Source organism: Aquitalea pelogenes (assembly GCF_001515305.1).
GTDB classification, from domain to species: domain Bacteria; phylum Pseudomonadota; class Gammaproteobacteria; order Burkholderiales; family Chromobacteriaceae; genus Aquitalea; species Aquitalea pelogenes.
Window position 1 is genome coordinate 48316 of sequence record NZ_LNQV01000008.1, and the last position, 13602, is coordinate 61917.

A 13602-nucleotide genomic window follows, 5' to 3' on the forward strand; every position below is an offset into this window, starting at 1 on the left:
TGCGTGGTGTGTCGGTTGACAAGGCGAATCTAGCTTGCGACATTGAATACCGAAAATATTATTATTTTTTCTGCTGGATAGATAAATATTATGCAATATACCCTGCGGCAGCTGGCTTATCTGGTGGCGGTGGCCGACCACGGCAGTGTCACTGCGGCAGCCAATGCCCTGTACACCTCGCAGCCGGGGATCTCCAGCGCCATCGCCCAGCTGGAAGAGCAGTTCGGCCTGCAGTTTTTCATTCGCCACCATGCCAAGGGCGTGTCGCTGACGCCCGCCGGGCAAAGCTTTGTCGCGGCAGCGCGCAACCTGCTGGCGCATGCGGACGACCTCAGCCTGCATGCCAGCGCATTGAGCCAGTCCTTGCAGGGTGAGTTGCAGCTGGGCTGCTTCACCACCATTGCGCCCTTGTTTCTGCCGCGCCTGCTGGCTGCCATGCGCGAGTCCTACCCCGATATCACGGTACAGCTGCACGAGGGTGATACCGGCCAGTTGCAGCAGGCACTGCTCAGCGGGAAAACCGAGCTGGCCTTGCTGTACGACCTGGATCTGGCACCCAGCCTGTACCGGCAGACGCTGCAAACCGTCTTGCCTTACGCCGTGCTGCCGGCCAATCACCCGCTGGCCACGCAAACGGCGGTGTCACTGCATGATCTGGCCGATTTGCCCATGGTGTTGCTGGATTTGCCACACAGTCGCGAGTATTTCCTGTCGGTATTTCGTCTGCACAATCTGGAGGCACGGGTGCGCCACAAGACAGTGAGTTTTGAACTGGTGCGTGGCCTGGTGGCGGCAGGCAACGGCTATGCGCTGCTGAATCTGCGCCCGCAAACCCGGCAGTCCTATGCTGGCGATGCCCTGGTGTACCTGCCGATTGTGGAGGATGTGCCTGCGCTGAATATCGTGCTGGCGTGGCCGCAAGAGCTGCGCCTGACACGCCGCGCCGAGGCCTTTGTCTCGCTGTGCGAGCAGAGCATCAGCCGTTTGGGTTGAGCGCGGTTTTGGTGCATCGCAAAAACCGATGCAGTTGACAAGGTAAAGCTATTTTACCAATGCCCCGGGCTGTCCCTACAGTGTGCTTGCAGCCGCCCACCTGGCTGAGTCTCCTGTAAGGATTTGCCATGCCCACATTCAAGCATTGTCGTGTTGCAGCCGTACTGGGCTGCGTATTGCTGAGCGCTGCCGCCCAGGCTACCGAACTGACCGTGGTGTCGTTTGGTGGTGCCAACAAGGAAGCCCAGCAAAAAGCCTACTACCAGCCCTTTGCCGCCAGCAGCGGCATCAAGGTGGTGAGTGGCGATTACAACGGTGAAATGGCACGGGTGCGTGCCATGGTAGACAGCAAGCGGGTGAGCTGGGACGTGCTGGATGTCGAATCGCCAGACCTGCTGCGCGGCTGTGATGAAGGCATGTTCGAAAAGCTGGACTACCGCCGCATCATCAAGCCTGCAGAACTGCTGCCCGGTGCCGCCCAGGCCTGTGGCATGGCAGCCTACGCCTGGAGTACGGTGCTGGCCTATAACAGCGACAAGCTGAAGACCGCCCCGCGTTCCTGGGCGGATTTCTGGGACGTGAAGAAATACCCCGGCAAGCGCGCCTTGCGCAAAGGGGCCAAGTACACGCTGGAAATTGCCCTGATGGCAGACGGGGTGGCACCGCATGATGTGTACAAGGTGCTTAATACCCCGGCGGGGTTGAATCGTGCCTTTGCCAAGCTCGACCAGCTCAAGCCCTATATCCAGTGGTGGGAAGCCGGTGCCCAGCCCGCGCAGTATCTGGCCGCTGGCGATGTGGTGATGAGTTCGGCCTATAACGGGCGCATCAGCGCGGCGCAGAAGGAAGGCGGTAAACAGCTGCAAATGGTGTGGAACGGCAATATCTACGATTACGACTACTGGACCATCCCCAAGGGCAGCGCCAATCTGGATGCCGCCTACAAGTTCCTGGCCTTTGTCAGCCAGCCGGGAGCGCAGGCTGAATACGTGAAGGGCATCAGCTATGGGGTGAGTCACCGCAAGGCGCCAGCGCTGATCGACAAGGGCCTGCTGGGCAATCTGCCTACCGCACCGCAAAACCTGAAGCAGGGCGTGGCGATAGACAGCAGCTTCTGGGTGGATCACGGCGAAAACCTGGAGCAGCGTTTCAACGCCTGGGCGGCGCGCTAAACGTGGTGGCCATGGCCGGGCAGCTGCATGGCCCGGCGCATGGCGAAAATCAGGGCAAGGGGCTTGCCAAATGGCATGACTCGTTTACAATGCAGCCCGTCATCAGGGAGTAGCCGCCCTCCGAATGCGAGAGGGACGTGTGTCAACAGACTTGCCGGTTCCGGCATGGCACACGTGGTCCGAGACTTGGCGAGACTTTTGACCGTAATGCTCTGCATGGCCGGGACGCATTGCGGTCACTCGTTTTCGCGTCCCGGCCATGGAGAACACTTGATGCAGTCTTTTCTGGTATCCACCGGTGTAGTAGCCCTGGCCGAAATCGGCGACAAGACCCAACTGCTTTCCCTGATTCTGGCCGCGCGTTACCGCAAGCCTGTTCCCATCATTCTTGGCATTTTGCTGGCCACGCTGGTCAATCATGCCGGTGCCGGTGGTGTGGGGGCCTGGCTGTCCACCGCACTCAGTCCCAATATCCTTAACTGGACTGTGGTTGCTTCCTTTGCCCTGATGGCTGGCTGGATTTTGATTCCGGACAAGCTGGATGAAGGCGAAATCGTCATGCCCAAGCGCCAGATGGGCGTGTTTGCCACCACCGTGTTTGCCTTTTTCCTGGCAGAAATGGGCGACAAGACCCAGGTGGTGACCATTGCGCTGGCGGCGCGTTTTCATGACTTCCTGCCGGTGGTGGCTGGCACCACATTGGGCATGATGCTGGCCAACGTGCCGGTCATCTACCTGGGTAGCCGCTTTGCCGACCGCCTGCCCACCAAGGCCGTGCATATTGTTGCATCGCTGATTTTTGTGGTGCTGGGGGCGCTGGCCTTGATGAATGCCATCAACGGCAACCAGTTGTTGGGTTGATTCTCCTGTCTTTACCAATAAAAAACGCCACCTCGGCAGGACCGGGTGGCGTTTTTCATGGCGGGTGCCAAGCTATCTCAGGCCAGTAAGCCGGCGAGGTTGCTGGTGGATTGCTGCATTTGCGCCAACGTGGCATTCAGCGTGGTGTATTGCTGCAGATAGGAAGCACGCAATGCGTCCAGATTGGTCTGGATTTCGGTCTGGTGGCTGGTTTCGTCGGTAATGCTCTGGTTCAGGTCGTTCTGTTTGGTCACCACGATGCCGGTCGGCCCCAGCAGATTATTGATGGTGCTGTTGAAGCGGTCGGCAAAGCCGGTGCTGCTGCTGTTGCCAAACAGATTAGCCACTGCGCTTGGGTTGCTAGTCAGCGCCTTGTTGAAGGCGGTCTGGTCCAGTGCCAGCGTGCCGTCCTTTTGCAGGCTAATGCCCACTTGTGACAGATAGGCGAAGGACGTGGTGGCATCCACACCTGCCACCTGTGTCTGCAGAACCGACGATAGTTGGTCCTGGATGGATAGCAGCGAGTCATCGCCCTTCATGTCACCGCTGAATGCACTATTCACCGTGCTGTGCACCTTGTTGTAGGCATCGACGAAGCCTTGCAGGGTGGTGGCAATGCCGGACGTATCCTGACTCATGCCGATGGTGACTTGTCCGGCTTTTTCCAGATTCACCGACGCGCCATTGATGACGCCGGTCAGGGTATTGCTGCTGGATGACACATTGACGCCATTGACCGTGAGCAGGGCATCGCTGGCGGCAAACGACTCGGTGGCCGCCGTGCTGCTTTGTTGCAGGCCGGCCAGGGTGTTGCCGCTGGTATTGCCGCTGTCAGTACCGCCGGATGTCACGCTGAAGGCATTGGCCGAGCCGGAATTGGCCGAAGCAATCACCAGCGAATAATTGCCGTTGTACTGCACGATGGAAGCATTGACCCCGGCATTGGCTGAATTGATGGCGTCCGAGATGTTCTGCAGGCTTTCACCGCCGCTGCCACCATTGTTCAGTTTTACCGTGGTGCTGGTGCCGGCCACGCTGAAAGTGAGCGAGGAGGGCACGCCGCTGATGGCGGTGGTAGCGCTGGTAATGGGCTGGCCGCTGCTGTTTTCATCGAATACCAGCTGGCGGGACTGTGCCAGCTTGCTCACATTCAACTGGTAACTGCCGGCAATGCCGCCGGTGCTGGTGGTGACCGAGGCAATGGTGCTGTCGGAGCTTGTCGCCTTGAAACTTTGCAGGAAGGCACCGGACGACAGGCTGCTGACCGAGGTTTGCAGCGCGGACAGGGCAGAGCTGATCTGGCCCATGTCGCTCAGCTCGGTCTTGTAGGTGGAAACCTTGTTCTGGCTGTCGGTCAGTGGCTGCTGTTCCACGCTCATCAGCTGGCTGACGATGGACTGTACGTCGAGCGGACCGGCGGTGGTGGTGATGGATGCTGAACTCATGATGTTCTCCTTGCTGTCCGCCATCGGGCAGACAGGCCATGGCTGGCTCTGTCTGCATTATCGGGCGGATGCAGGGAGGTCTTGATGGCAAACCCCGGTTAAAAGATGTTGCCAACTGTGAAGTCCGTCACACATTGTCAAACAACCGGCTGACGCGTGAGCGTGGCCGGGATCAACTGCTGCCCGAGCCGGAAGATGAACCGGCGGCGCTGACCCCGGCCATCAGGCCGGACAGATTGCTGGTGGATTGCTGCATCTTGGCCAGCGTGGCATTGAGCGTGGTGTACTGGTGCAGGTAGTTGGCCTGCTTGTCGCTCAGCTTGGTTTGCAGCTGTGTCTGGTGCGTGGTTTCGTCGGTGACATTCTGGTTCAGGTCATGCTGCTTGGTCATGATGATTCCGGCAGGTCCCAGCAGATTATTGATGGTGGTGCTGAAGCGGTCGGCAAAGCCGCTGTTGCTGCTGTTGCCGAACAGATTGGCCACGGCGGCAGGCTTGCTGCTCAGCGCCTTGTTGAAGGCGGTCTGGTCCAGCGACAAGGTGCCGTCCTTCTGGATGGCAATGCCCACCTGGGACAGGTAGGCATAGGAGCTGACCGGGTCGGCCCCGCTGACCGGCGTTTGCAGCACGCCGGAGAGCTGGTTGCGAATGGACGTCAGTGCTGCGTCGCCCTTCATGCTGCCGCCGGCGGCGCTGTCCAGCGTGCTTTGCACCTTGTTGTAGGCATCGACAAAGCCTTGCAGCTTGCTGGCAATGCTGCTGTTGTCCTGCGCCATGCTGATGCTGGCTTCACCGGTTTTTTGCAGGCTGAGGGTGGCACCGCCAATGACATCGCTGACGGTATTGCTGCTGGACGATACGTAAACGCCGTTGACGGTGAGCGAGGCGTCGGTGGCGTCGTTGGATTCGCTGATGGCGGTATCGCTTTGCTGCAGCCCGGCCAGCGTGTTGCTGCTGTTTTCGCTCAGGCTGCTGTCGCTGCCACCGGCAGTAATGCTGAATGCCTTGTCCGAGCCCGGTTCCGCGGCGGCAATTACCAGCGAGTAATTGCCCTTGTATTGCACGATGGAGGCATTGACCCCGGCATTGGCGGCATTGATCTTGTCGGCGATGTCCTGCAGGGTGACGCTGGCTGGCGTGGTGCTTGTGGTGGTGCCGTCACTGTTGGTGACCGTGCTGACCGGCTCACGCAATTGCACGGTGGTGGTAGTGCCGGCTACTTCAAGGCTGAGGCTGTCGGGCACATTGTCCAGCGCGGTGCTGTGCTGCTGAGGGCTTGCCCGTCCGCGCCGGTGTCAAATACCAGCTGGCGCGGCTTGGCCAGCTCCTCCACATCCAACTGGTAATTACCGGGAACGCCCGTGCCATTGGTGTCTACCGTGGCGACGGTCGGGTCTGAGCTGCTGGCCTTCAGCGTATGCAGGAAGCTGGTGGACGACAGGCCGCTGACGGCAGTTTGCAAACCCGACAGGGCCGAGCTGACCTGGCCGATGTCGCTGAGCTTGCTGTTGAAGGTTTTCAGCTTGCCCTGGCTGGTGGTGAGTGGCTGCTTTTCCACCGTCATCAATTGACTGACGATGTTCTGTACGTCGAGCGGACCGGCCGTGGTGGTGATGGATGCGCTGCTCATCTTGTCTTGCTCTGCCTTGAGGATGGAGGATGACGGAATCATGCTCGTAGCGCGTATTATCCCCGAGGGCGGCAGCCGCCGCGCGGCAAAACAGGTCAAACAATGTTTGCTTTTGCAAACAAGGTTAAAAACAGTAAATGTCTGGGAATGAAAAAGGGCTGCCTGTCGGCAGCCCCTGAATGGTGCGAGTGCAAACTGCTCAGATACCCAGCTTGTCGCGCAGCGAGTAGTACCAGGCGCCCATGGCGGTAAACGGAACCCGGAACAGGGTGCCGCCGGGGAAGGGGTAGTGCGGCAGGGTGGCAAAGGCATCAAACCGTTCGGCCTGGCCGCGCAGTGCCTCGGCCAGAATCTTGCCGGCCAGATGGGTATAGGTGACGCCGTGACCGCTGCAGCCTTGCGAGTAGTAAATATTGTCACCAATGCGGCCAACCTGCGGCAGGCGCGACAGCGTGAGCAGGAAGTTGCCGGTCCAGGCGTAATCGATTTTCACATTGGCCAGCTGCGGGAACACTTTCAGCATCTTCGGCCGGATGATGGCTTCGATATTGGCCGGATCACGCGCGCCGTAGACCACGCCGCCGCCAAAAATCAGCCGCTTGTCTTCACTCAGGCGGTAGTAGTCCAGCAGGTAGTTGCAGTCTTCCACGCAGTAGTCCTGCGGCAGCAGGCTGGCAGCCAGTTCGTTGCCCAAAGGTTCGGTGGTGATGACCTGGGTGCCGCAAGGCATGGATTTGGCGGCCAGTTCCGGCAGCAGATTGCCCAGGTAGGCATTGCCGGCCACGATCAGGAACCTGGCCTTGACCCGGCCTTGCGGGGTGGTTACCACCGGCTGCTGACCGCGTTCGATGCTGAGGGCCGGCGATTGTTCGTAGATGACGCCGCCCAGTTTTTCTACTGCTGCCGCTTCACCCAGTGCCAGGTTCAGCGGGTGGATGTGGCCGCCACTCATGTCCAGCATGCCGCCGATGTATTGGTCGGTTGCCACGATGCCACGCATGTCGTCCTTGCCCAGCAGTTGCAGCTGCTTGTGGCCGTAACGTTCCCACAATGCCTTTTGTGATCGCAAATGTCCCATCTGCTTTTCACTCAGCGCAGCAAATACGCCACCATCTTTCAGCGCACAGTCGATATCGTATTTGGCGATGCGTTCGCGAATGATGCGACCGCCTTCAAAGGCCATGTCGCCCAGCAGCCTGGCCTGCTTGCTGCCGACGCTGCGTTCGATCACATCAATGTCGCGGCTGTAGCTGTTGACGATCTGGCCACCATTGCGGCCGGATGCGCCAAAGCCAACCTTGGCGGCCTCCAGCACGGTAACCTTGAAGCCGTTTTCCAGCAGGGAAATGGCAGTGGAAAGACCGGTATAGCCTGCACCGATGATGCAGATGTCGGTTTCGATATCGCCTTGCAGTGCCGGACGGGACGGGGCCGGTTTGGCAGAGGCGGCATAGTAGGATTCTGGGTAGCTGGTTTGTGGCATTTCGTTAAACTTTTTCGTTTAATATTTTGCACATGCCAGATGATTCTAGCCCAGACCTTCCGTACTTGCCAAATGATTTGATCAAATTATGTGTTGAACTGTTGCCGATGGTGCTGACTGCACTGTGACTGGACGTGATGCCGGGGGATGACGGAGGAGGGGTACTTGCCGGGAATGTCAGGGTGCTTGCGTTGGCAAGCACCCCGTGTGGCTTACTTGCTGGTGTCTTCGCGGCGGCCGATGTCTTTCTTGGATTCAGTGCTGGCAGCAGCGCTGGCCTTCTTGTGTTTTTTCTGCTTCTTCTTCATGGCTTCCTGCTTCTTGATCTTGGCCTGATCGGCTTCCCAGGCTTTTACCTCGCTGGCGGTCGGTTGTTCCTGGTGCAGCTTGTTGGCCAGTGCCGGGGTGGCAATCAGGGTGGCGATGATGGCAAGGGCGGAGAATTTCATGTGATGATCCTCGACTGGTCAGCTCTGGGTGTTGATGTTCAGGATTGAACGTGTGCCAGTCTAAGAATTATCCAGAGGGCCATTAACCGGCCTATTCCTGATTAAGTTGGTTATTTATCCTGTTGAGGCATAAGAATTTTCACGCCCTGTCGAGCGCTTAAGGCCATGAAGAACAAGGCCGGCTGCGCGCATTGTCACGGGATTGTCGTCAAGCATGGCCAGGGCTGATGATATGCTTGCCCGCGGTCCTGAGCCTTGCTGCGGGCCGGTGTGATGACCCTTATCCGGAGAGAGAAGTTAGCAATGAGCCTGTCGATTGCCAGTGCAAGCTATGGCGCTGATCAGGTTGGTCTGATCAGTGGATTCCGTTTTTTGCCGGATCAGGCCGGTGAGCCTATCGGTTCGGAGCAGGCGCTGGCCTTCCTGCAGGACACCTCGCCAGCCGCCGAGGGCTTTGTCTGGCTGCATTTCAATCTGGCGCACGTGGCATGCGAGCGCTGGATCCGTGCCAATCTGGCCCTGCCGGAGGACTTTGCCGAAATGCTGCATGCCGGGGCAGGCTCCACCCGTATCGAGGCGGTGGATGGCATGCTGCTGGCCGTCATCAATGATGTGGCACTGGGTTTTGGCGTGATGACTTCCGATGTCGCCACCCTGTGGGTGGCGCAGGCAGCCGCTTGCTGGTGACTGCACGGGTGAGGCCCTTGCGCTCGGTGGACCGCTTGCGTGCGGCAGTGAAGGCGGGCGAGGTGTTTCCGTCGGCCCGGTCATTGTTGTTTCATCTGATGCAGGATCAAGCCGATGTGATGGCAGCCATTGTGCGGGAGTACACCCACAAGGTGGACCATGTGGAAGATCGCCTGCTGGCCGAGCATCTGCAGGATCACCGTGCCGAATTGTCCAGCATGCGCCGTACCCTGGTGCGCATGCAGCGCTTGCTGGCCCCGGAACCGGGGGCGCTGTTTCGCCTGCTGAACCGGCCACCGGCCTGGCTGGCCGAGCCGGATGTGCAGGCCCTGCGCGAATCCACCGAAGAATTTTCGCTGGTGCTCAACGACCTGGCCACCCTGGTAGAACGCATCAAACTGTTGCAAGAAGAACTGGCAGCCAAGCTGAACGAGCAGACCAACCGCACCTTGTTCACCCTGACGCTGGTGACGGTGCTGGCCCTGCCCATCAATATCGTGGCCGGTTTTTTCGGCATGAACGTGGGTGGGGTGCCACTGGCCAATCACCCGCACGGCTTTTGGGTGCTGGTGGTGCTGGTGGCCAGCTTTACCCTGCTGGCCGGGTGGTGGGCCTTCCGGCGACAGGCTCCGCGCTGAGTCAATGCCACCGCCTGGCGCATTGACCCTGTTGTCAACAGGTGAACTTGTTACCGTGCTGGCGTACAATAGCGGGCTTTTGTGCCATTTGCCGGTGGCGAGTGGTGTTGATCCAGTCTGATTTTTAAGCAAGGTACAGCATGAGCGGTTTGCCCAATTGTCCCCAGTGTGGTTCCCAGTTCACCTATGAAGACGGCGCCATGCTGGTGTGCCCGGAGTGCGCACACGAATGGTCGGCCCAGGCCGAAGCGGCCGGCGAAGAACAGGGCCGTGAAGTGCGCGATGCCAATGGCAATCTGCTGCAGGATGGCGATACCGTTACCGTCATCAAAGACCTGAAAGTGAAGGGTTCCTCACTGGTGGTGAAGGTAGGTACCAAGGTCAAGAACATCCGCCTGGTGGATGGTGATCACGATATCGACTGCAAGATCGACGGCATTGGTGCCATGGGTTTGAAATCCGAGTTCGTCAAAAAAGCCTGAGTCCTTTGTTTGGCTGATCCGCAAAGCACCCTGTAACGGGTGCTTTTTTCATTTCATGGCCAGCACATGGCAGCTGCCGCAGCGGGCTGTGCTTTGATACCATGCGCTTTTACCCGAGTTTCCCCTGATGCCTGTTGCCGAGCAGCCCTATCATTCCCCCTCCACCCGTCAACTGATTGCCTTTGCCATTCCGGTGATGCTGGCCGCGCTGGCTACCCCGCTGATGGGGCTGGTGGATAGCGCGGTGCTGGGGCGCATTGGCAGCCCGCTGGCGCTGGCAGCCGTTGCCGTGGGTGGCAGCATTTTCACCGTGCTGTACTGGTGTTTCAGTTTCCTGCGTTTTACCACTACCGGTCTGGTGGCGCAGGCTACCGGCCAGCAAAGCCCGGAGGCAGTGGTGCTGGCCGGCTTGAGGCCGATGCTGGCGGCGTTGCTGGGTGGCCTCGGCCTGTTGCTGCTGCAGCAGCCCTTGCTGTGGCTGGCATTGCATTTTCTGGCCCCTCCGCCGGATGTGGCGCTGCTTACCCGCGACTACTATGCGGCCCGTATCTGGTCGGCACCGTTTACCTTGCTGTCTTATGCGCAGTTTGCCTGGCTGCTGGGCCTGGGGCAGTCGCGTCAGGTAATGGTGTTGCAAGTGCTGATGAATGTGCTCAATGCGGTACTGGCTGTGCTGCTGGTCAGCGTGCTCGGCTGGGGCGTGGCTGGTGCCGGCTGGGCCACGGCCATCGCCGAGGCAGTGGGCAGCATGCTGGCGGCCCGCATCATGTTGCGCCATGTGGCATGGCCGCGTTGGCGCAAGGCATTGGCACAGGCCGGTGGCGCTGCGGCATGGAAGCAATTGTTTGCTGCCAATCTGGATATCATGCTGCGCACCTTGCTGCTGACGCTGGCCTTTGCCCTGATGACACGCAGTGCCGGTCAGCTGGGCAGCCTGACCCTGGCTGCCAACCAGTTGCTGCTGCAGGCCTTCATGGTGTGTGTCAGCTTGCTTGATGGTTTTGCCGTGGCGGCCGAAGTGCATGGCGCACATGCCATCGGTGCGCAAAACCGGCGTGGATTACGCCTGGTGGTGCGACGCTGTGCCTGGCTGTCGCTGGGCTGGAGCAGCCTGCTGGCACTGGGCATGGCTTTGCTGGGTAGGGTTTATCTGCCCTGGATGACGCCGGACCGGCAATTGCAGCAACTGGCGGCACAGTACTGGCCGTGGCTGGTGTTGCTGCCACCTGTGTGCATCTGGGCTTTTTTCTGGGATGGGGTGTTCATGGGTGCCATGCGTACTGCTGTGCTGCGCAATGGCATGCTGCTGAGTTTTGCAGCCTATGTGCCCACCCTGTGGCTGTTGCAGCCGCGACTGGGTAATCACGGAATCTGGGCGGCGCTGCTGGTGTTGATGGCCATGCGTGGTGTGCTGCTGACCCTGGCCTGGCCGCGCTTGCGAGATAGTGTGCCACAGCGGCAGGCTGATCCGGCCACAGCCTGATTTTGCAAAACCCTGCCCGGCAGGTGCCGGACAGGGAGCCTGGCTTCAGGCCGTGGTATTGATGCGATTGCCGATGGTTGCGCTGATGGCGCGCGGTGCAGCCGCTTCGACAGCAGACGTGCTGCCATCATTGTCACCATCCTTGTCACGGGCTGCGCTGGGCTGCGGCGCGGCAGTCGTGCGGGTGACAGGGTAGGTGGCGCTGCTGAGCGCCGGATTGAACGACAGTGACATGTGAACTCTCCAGAGAGGGGACCATTCCCCATTCTCATGTTGGCAGGAGAGGCTTAAGCAAATCTTAAGTTTCAGCGACAGCCCAGCATGGCTTGCAACTGGTTTACCGTTTCAGCGCGCAACCCATGCGGTTGCAGGCTGGCGATCAGTTCGCACAACTGGTTGAACACGGCGCGACCGGGCGCACTCAGCCGGTGCAGGTCGGCCAGGCCAAGCTCACCGCACTGGTAGGCCGAACCCAGCAGCAGGGCAAGTTCGGCCAGCATGGCGCGGTCCGGGGCGTGCTCAAGGGAATTGATCAGCGGAATGATATCTGCTTCTGTCATATTGAAACAATCGTTTGAATGCCATGAACAACAGTGTAATCCCGGGGCAAAGTACTGGCATGTGGCAAGCGCATACTGGATGATCATGATCAAACGGGAAGCATTTCGCGCCGGCATCCGCTGGCGGCGGGTCAGAAAAGAGGGCAGGCATGCAGTTGGGTGAACAGGAGCAGGCGGCACTGAAAGCCTCTATTGTCCAGGTAGGCCAGCGGGTGGCGCGGGAGCTGGGCGAGCGTCCGGAACTGGCACAAGCGCTGCACGTGGTGGGCTTTTTGCATGCGGCCGTCGACAAGACCGTCGCCCAGGCTGCCTTGCGTGGTGAAAAACCCGCTTGTCAGCCGGGCTGTGCCAGTTGCTGTCATGTGCGGGTGGAAGTAAGCCCGGTGGAAGCCTTGCGCCTGGCCGCCTGCCTGCAAGACTGGCCTGAAGCGCGACGTCAGGACTTGCTGCAAGGCCTGCAGCAGCGCTTGGTCCGGCTGGAAAATGCCGGTGAACCTTCCCCGCGCTTGCCTTGCGTATTCCTGCAAGACAGCATGTGCAGCATCTATCCATGGCGCCCGGCCAATTGTCGCAAGGCGCATTCCTTTTCGGCAGAGGCTTGTCAGCAGGGCGCGGAGCACATTCCGCAGGATCTGGCCATCACGCTGGCTGCCGAAGCCCTGCAGGCTGGTACGGCACAGGGCTATCGTCAGGCAGGTCTTTCAATGGCACCGCTGGAGTTGACCCGTGCCATGCTGTGGGCGCTGGAGCAGCCAGCGGCCGGTGTCGCCTGGCTGGCAGGCGAAAAGATTGCCGCACCTTAGCGCATGCGCAGGATATTCTTGATCAGTCTTGGCTGCAGCGGATTGAGCGACTTGCTTTCCTGATGATGGCCTGCTTGCAAGGCAAGCAGCAGCAGGACAAGCAGACTGACGGATTTTGCCGATGTCATGGCGGGTGAGTCGTTGAAATGATGAACCGGGCGTCAGTGTACGCCTTCAATCCTTTACCGGCCAGTCCGGTTCGCACATCAAATTCAGGGAGAAACGTGATGGATGGCTGGTTGCCATGGGCCTTGTTGTCCGCCGTATTTGCCGCGCTGACAGCCATTCTGGCCAAGGCCGGCTTGCGTCATGTCGATGCGGATCTGGCTACGCTGATCCGTACCGGCATCATTGCACTGGTGCTGTCAGCCTTTGTCTGGCTGACCGGCAAGTGGCGCAATCCATTGCAGCTGCCGGGCCAGACCTGGCTGTTTCTGGGCCTGTCAGGGCTGGCAACGGGGGCGTCCTGGGTATGTTATTTCCGCGCCTTGCAGTTGGGCGAAGCCAGCAAGGTGGCACCGGTGGACAAGCTCAGTCTGGTACTGGTGGCCGTGTTTGCCGTGCTGTTTCTGGGTGAACGCCCCGGCCTGCGGGAATGGCTGGGTATTGGCCTGGTGGCGCTGGGCGTATTGGTGCTGGCCATCCGTCGCTGAGGATGCCCATGCCGCTCAGGCGGGTTGCAGTTCCTGTGCCTGCTGTTCCAGCAGCCATTCGTAAAATGCCTGATCGAGCAACCAGGCATCCTCGCCCTGGCGCAGAATCCACATCGGGCCGCCACAGGGGCCGAGGCAGCGGCCGACAATATCGTACGTGCCGGTCGGAATGCGTCTGACGGATTCGAAGTCGGGCAGTGACAGGCCGGGCAGGCTGTTGCTGGTGTTGATGACAAGTACTGGCATGGCGGACAAAGAAATCCC

Annotated in this window: 18 protein-coding genes and 1 riboswitch; of the genes, 9 read left to right on the forward strand and 9 right to left on the reverse strand. The window is 59.8% G+C overall.

The genetic code is table 11. The features are described from left to right. Positions 1 to 90 precede the first annotated feature (90 nt). From AWT75_RS05015 to AWT75_RS05025, 3 genes are all read left to right on the forward strand, one after another. Positions 91 to 993 (forward strand): LysR family transcriptional regulator, encoded by a 903-nt coding sequence (locus tag AWT75_RS05015; RefSeq protein WP_062787890.1) that lies wholly within the window; start codon positions 91 to 93, stop codon positions 991 to 993. Between the two features lie 128 nt (positions 994 to 1121). Next, positions 1122 to 2165, forward strand: a complete 1044-nt coding sequence (locus AWT75_RS05020; RefSeq protein WP_062787892.1) for an ABC transporter substrate-binding protein — start codon at positions 1122 to 1124, stop codon at positions 2163 to 2165. A gap of 92 nt (positions 2166 to 2257) precedes the next feature. Next, positions 2258 to 2427: riboswitch (yybP-ykoY riboswitch) on the forward strand. A gap of 11 nt (positions 2428 to 2438) precedes the next feature. Next, entirely contained in the window at positions 2439 to 3026 is a 588-nt protein-coding gene (locus tag AWT75_RS05025; RefSeq protein ID WP_193394065.1) for a TMEM165/GDT1 family protein, read from the forward strand. A 77-nt stretch (positions 3027 to 3103) separates the two neighbouring features. Here the strand turns inward: AWT75_RS05025 and fliD (AWT75_RS05030) are convergent, their stop codons facing one another. The 5 genes from fliD (AWT75_RS05030) to AWT75_RS05045 all read right to left on the reverse strand — a co-directional run bounded on the left by fliD (AWT75_RS05030) (position 3104) and on the right by AWT75_RS05045 (position 8032). Beyond that, on the reverse strand, positions 3104 to 4471 hold the full coding sequence (gene fliD, locus AWT75_RS05030) for a flagellar filament capping protein FliD (protein ID WP_045847401.1): 1368 nt from the start codon (positions 4469 to 4471) through the stop codon (positions 3104 to 3106). Positions 4472 to 4643: 172 nt separating this feature from the next. Next, the gene (fliD, locus tag AWT75_RS05035; protein ID WP_239689473.1) at positions 4644 to 5714 is read right to left on the reverse strand and encodes a flagellar filament capping protein FliD; all 1071 of its coding nucleotides are present in this window, start codon (positions 5712 to 5714) and stop codon (positions 4644 to 4646) included. After that, a complete protein-coding gene (locus AWT75_RS22640; protein WP_239689474.1) occupies positions 5687 to 6142 on the reverse strand; it encodes a flagellar cap protein FliD N-terminal domain-containing protein in 456 nt (151 codons plus the stop codon). Before AWT75_RS22640 ends, fliD (AWT75_RS05035) begins: the two co-directional genes overlap by 28 nt. Positions 6143 to 6299: 157 nt before the next feature. Further along, entirely contained in the window at positions 6300 to 7583 is a 1284-nt protein-coding gene (locus AWT75_RS05040; RefSeq protein ID WP_062787896.1) for an NAD(P)/FAD-dependent oxidoreductase, read from the reverse strand. A 212-nt stretch (positions 7584 to 7795) separates the two neighbouring features. Beyond that, a complete protein-coding gene (locus AWT75_RS05045; RefSeq protein ID WP_062787898.1) occupies positions 7796 to 8032 on the reverse strand; it encodes a hypothetical protein in 237 nt (78 codons plus the stop codon). A 303-nt stretch (positions 8033 to 8335) separates the two neighbouring features. Between AWT75_RS05045 and AWT75_RS22645 the strand changes: the two genes are divergently transcribed. From AWT75_RS22645 to AWT75_RS05060, 4 genes are all read left to right on the forward strand, one after another. After that, positions 8336 to 8719 carry a magnesium transporter CorA family protein gene (locus AWT75_RS22645; protein WP_239689475.1) on the forward strand — a complete coding sequence of 128 codons (384 nt, stop codon included), beginning with the start codon at positions 8336 to 8338 and terminating at the stop codon, positions 8717 to 8719. After that, positions 8716 to 9357 carry a CorA family divalent cation transporter gene (locus AWT75_RS22650; RefSeq protein WP_239689476.1) on the forward strand — a complete coding sequence of 214 codons (642 nt, stop codon included), beginning with the start codon at positions 8716 to 8718 and terminating at the stop codon, positions 9355 to 9357. The genes AWT75_RS22645 and AWT75_RS22650 overlap by 4 nt, the downstream gene beginning before the upstream one ends. 140 nt (positions 9358 to 9497) lie before the next feature. Then, positions 9498 to 9839 (forward strand): zinc ribbon domain-containing protein YjdM, encoded by a 342-nt coding sequence (locus tag AWT75_RS05055; protein WP_045847365.1) that lies wholly within the window; start codon positions 9498 to 9500, stop codon positions 9837 to 9839. Positions 9840 to 9966: 127 nt separating this feature from the next. Then, positions 9967 to 11322 (forward strand): MATE family efflux transporter, encoded by a 1356-nt coding sequence (locus AWT75_RS05060; RefSeq protein ID WP_062787900.1) that lies wholly within the window; start codon positions 9967 to 9969, stop codon positions 11320 to 11322. A gap of 45 nt (positions 11323 to 11367) precedes the next feature. On the opposite strand, the gene AWT75_RS05065 is transcribed toward AWT75_RS05060, so the two are convergent. Then, positions 11368 to 11556, reverse strand: coding sequence for a hypothetical protein (locus AWT75_RS05065; protein WP_045847363.1), 189 nt, complete (start codon positions 11554 to 11556; stop codon positions 11368 to 11370). A 71-nt stretch (positions 11557 to 11627) separates the two neighbouring features. After that, a complete protein-coding gene (locus tag AWT75_RS05070; RefSeq protein WP_062787902.1) occupies positions 11628 to 11882 on the reverse strand; it encodes a hypothetical protein in 255 nt (84 codons plus the stop codon). Between the two features lie 149 nt (positions 11883 to 12031). Here AWT75_RS05070 and AWT75_RS05075 point away from each other — a divergent pair, with 149 nt between their 5' ends. Next, complete coding sequence (locus AWT75_RS05075) at positions 12032 to 12685, forward strand: YkgJ family cysteine cluster protein (RefSeq protein ID WP_062787904.1); 654 nt, start codon at positions 12032 to 12034, stop codon at positions 12683 to 12685. Here AWT75_RS05075 and AWT75_RS23390 read toward each other — a convergent pair. Beyond that, on the reverse strand, positions 12682 to 12813 hold the full coding sequence (locus tag AWT75_RS23390; RefSeq protein WP_255434165.1) for a hypothetical protein: 132 nt from the start codon (positions 12811 to 12813) through the stop codon (positions 12682 to 12684). The two genes, AWT75_RS05075 and AWT75_RS23390, sit on opposite strands and share 4 nt — an antisense overlap. A 99-nt stretch (positions 12814 to 12912) precedes the next feature. On the opposite strand from AWT75_RS23390, the gene AWT75_RS05080 reads away from it, so the two are divergent. Then, entirely contained in the window at positions 12913 to 13338 is a 426-nt protein-coding gene (locus AWT75_RS05080; RefSeq protein WP_062787907.1) for an EamA family transporter, read from the forward strand. Positions 13339 to 13353: 15 nt separating this feature from the next. Here AWT75_RS05080 and AWT75_RS05085 read toward each other — a convergent pair whose 3' ends face one another. Beyond that, entirely contained in the window at positions 13354 to 13584 is a 231-nt protein-coding gene (locus AWT75_RS05085) for a hypothetical protein (protein WP_062787911.1), read from the reverse strand. Positions 13585 to 13602 lie beyond the last annotated feature (18 nt).

Bases quoted from the DNA above. Each gene is read 5' to 3' on its own strand.
- AWT75_RS05015 (WP_062787890.1), top strand. From the start codon at position 91: ATGCAATATACCCTGCGGCAGCTGGCTTATCTGGTGGCGGTGGCCGAC.
- AWT75_RS22640 (WP_239689474.1), bottom strand. From the start codon at position 6,142: ATGATTCCGTCATCCTCCATCCTCAAGGCAGAGCAAGACAAGATGAGC.
- AWT75_RS05085 (WP_062787911.1), bottom strand. From the start codon at position 13,584: ATGCCAGTACTTGTCATCAACACCAGCAACAGCCTGCCCGGCCTGTCA.
- AWT75_RS22645 (WP_239689475.1), top strand. From the start codon at position 8,336: ATGAGCCTGTCGATTGCCAGTGCAAGCTATGGCGCTGATCAGGTTGGT.
- AWT75_RS05065 (WP_045847363.1), bottom strand. From the start codon at position 11,556: ATGTCACTGTCGTTCAATCCGGCGCTCAGCAGCGCCACCTACCCTGTC.
- AWT75_RS05060 (WP_062787900.1), top strand. From the start codon at position 9,967: ATGCCTGTTGCCGAGCAGCCCTATCATTCCCCCTCCACCCGTCAACTG.
- AWT75_RS05045 (WP_062787898.1), bottom strand. From the start codon at position 8,032: ATGAAATTCTCCGCCCTTGCCATCATCGCCACCCTGATTGCCACCCCG.
- AWT75_RS05025 (WP_193394065.1), top strand. From the start codon at position 2,439: ATGCAGTCTTTTCTGGTATCCACCGGTGTAGTAGCCCTGGCCGAAATC.
- AWT75_RS05020 (WP_062787892.1), top strand. From the start codon at position 1,122: ATGCCCACATTCAAGCATTGTCGTGTTGCAGCCGTACTGGGCTGCGTA.
- AWT75_RS05070 (WP_062787902.1), bottom strand. From the start codon at position 11,882: ATGACAGAAGCAGATATCATTCCGCTGATCAATTCCCTTGAGCACGCC.
- AWT75_RS23390 (WP_255434165.1), bottom strand. From the start codon at position 12,813: ATGACATCGGCAAAATCCGTCAGTCTGCTTGTCCTGCTGCTGCTTGCC.
- AWT75_RS05055 (WP_045847365.1), top strand. From the start codon at position 9,498: ATGAGCGGTTTGCCCAATTGTCCCCAGTGTGGTTCCCAGTTCACCTAT.
- AWT75_RS05040 (WP_062787896.1), bottom strand. From the start codon at position 7,583: ATGCCACAAACCAGCTACCCAGAATCCTACTATGCCGCCTCTGCCAAA.
- fliD (WP_045847401.1), bottom strand. From the start codon at position 4,471: ATGAGTTCAGCATCCATCACCACCACCGCCGGTCCGCTCGACGTACAG.
- AWT75_RS05080 (WP_062787907.1), top strand. From the start codon at position 12,913: ATGGATGGCTGGTTGCCATGGGCCTTGTTGTCCGCCGTATTTGCCGCG.
- AWT75_RS05075 (WP_062787904.1), top strand. From the start codon at position 12,032: ATGCAGTTGGGTGAACAGGAGCAGGCGGCACTGAAAGCCTCTATTGTC.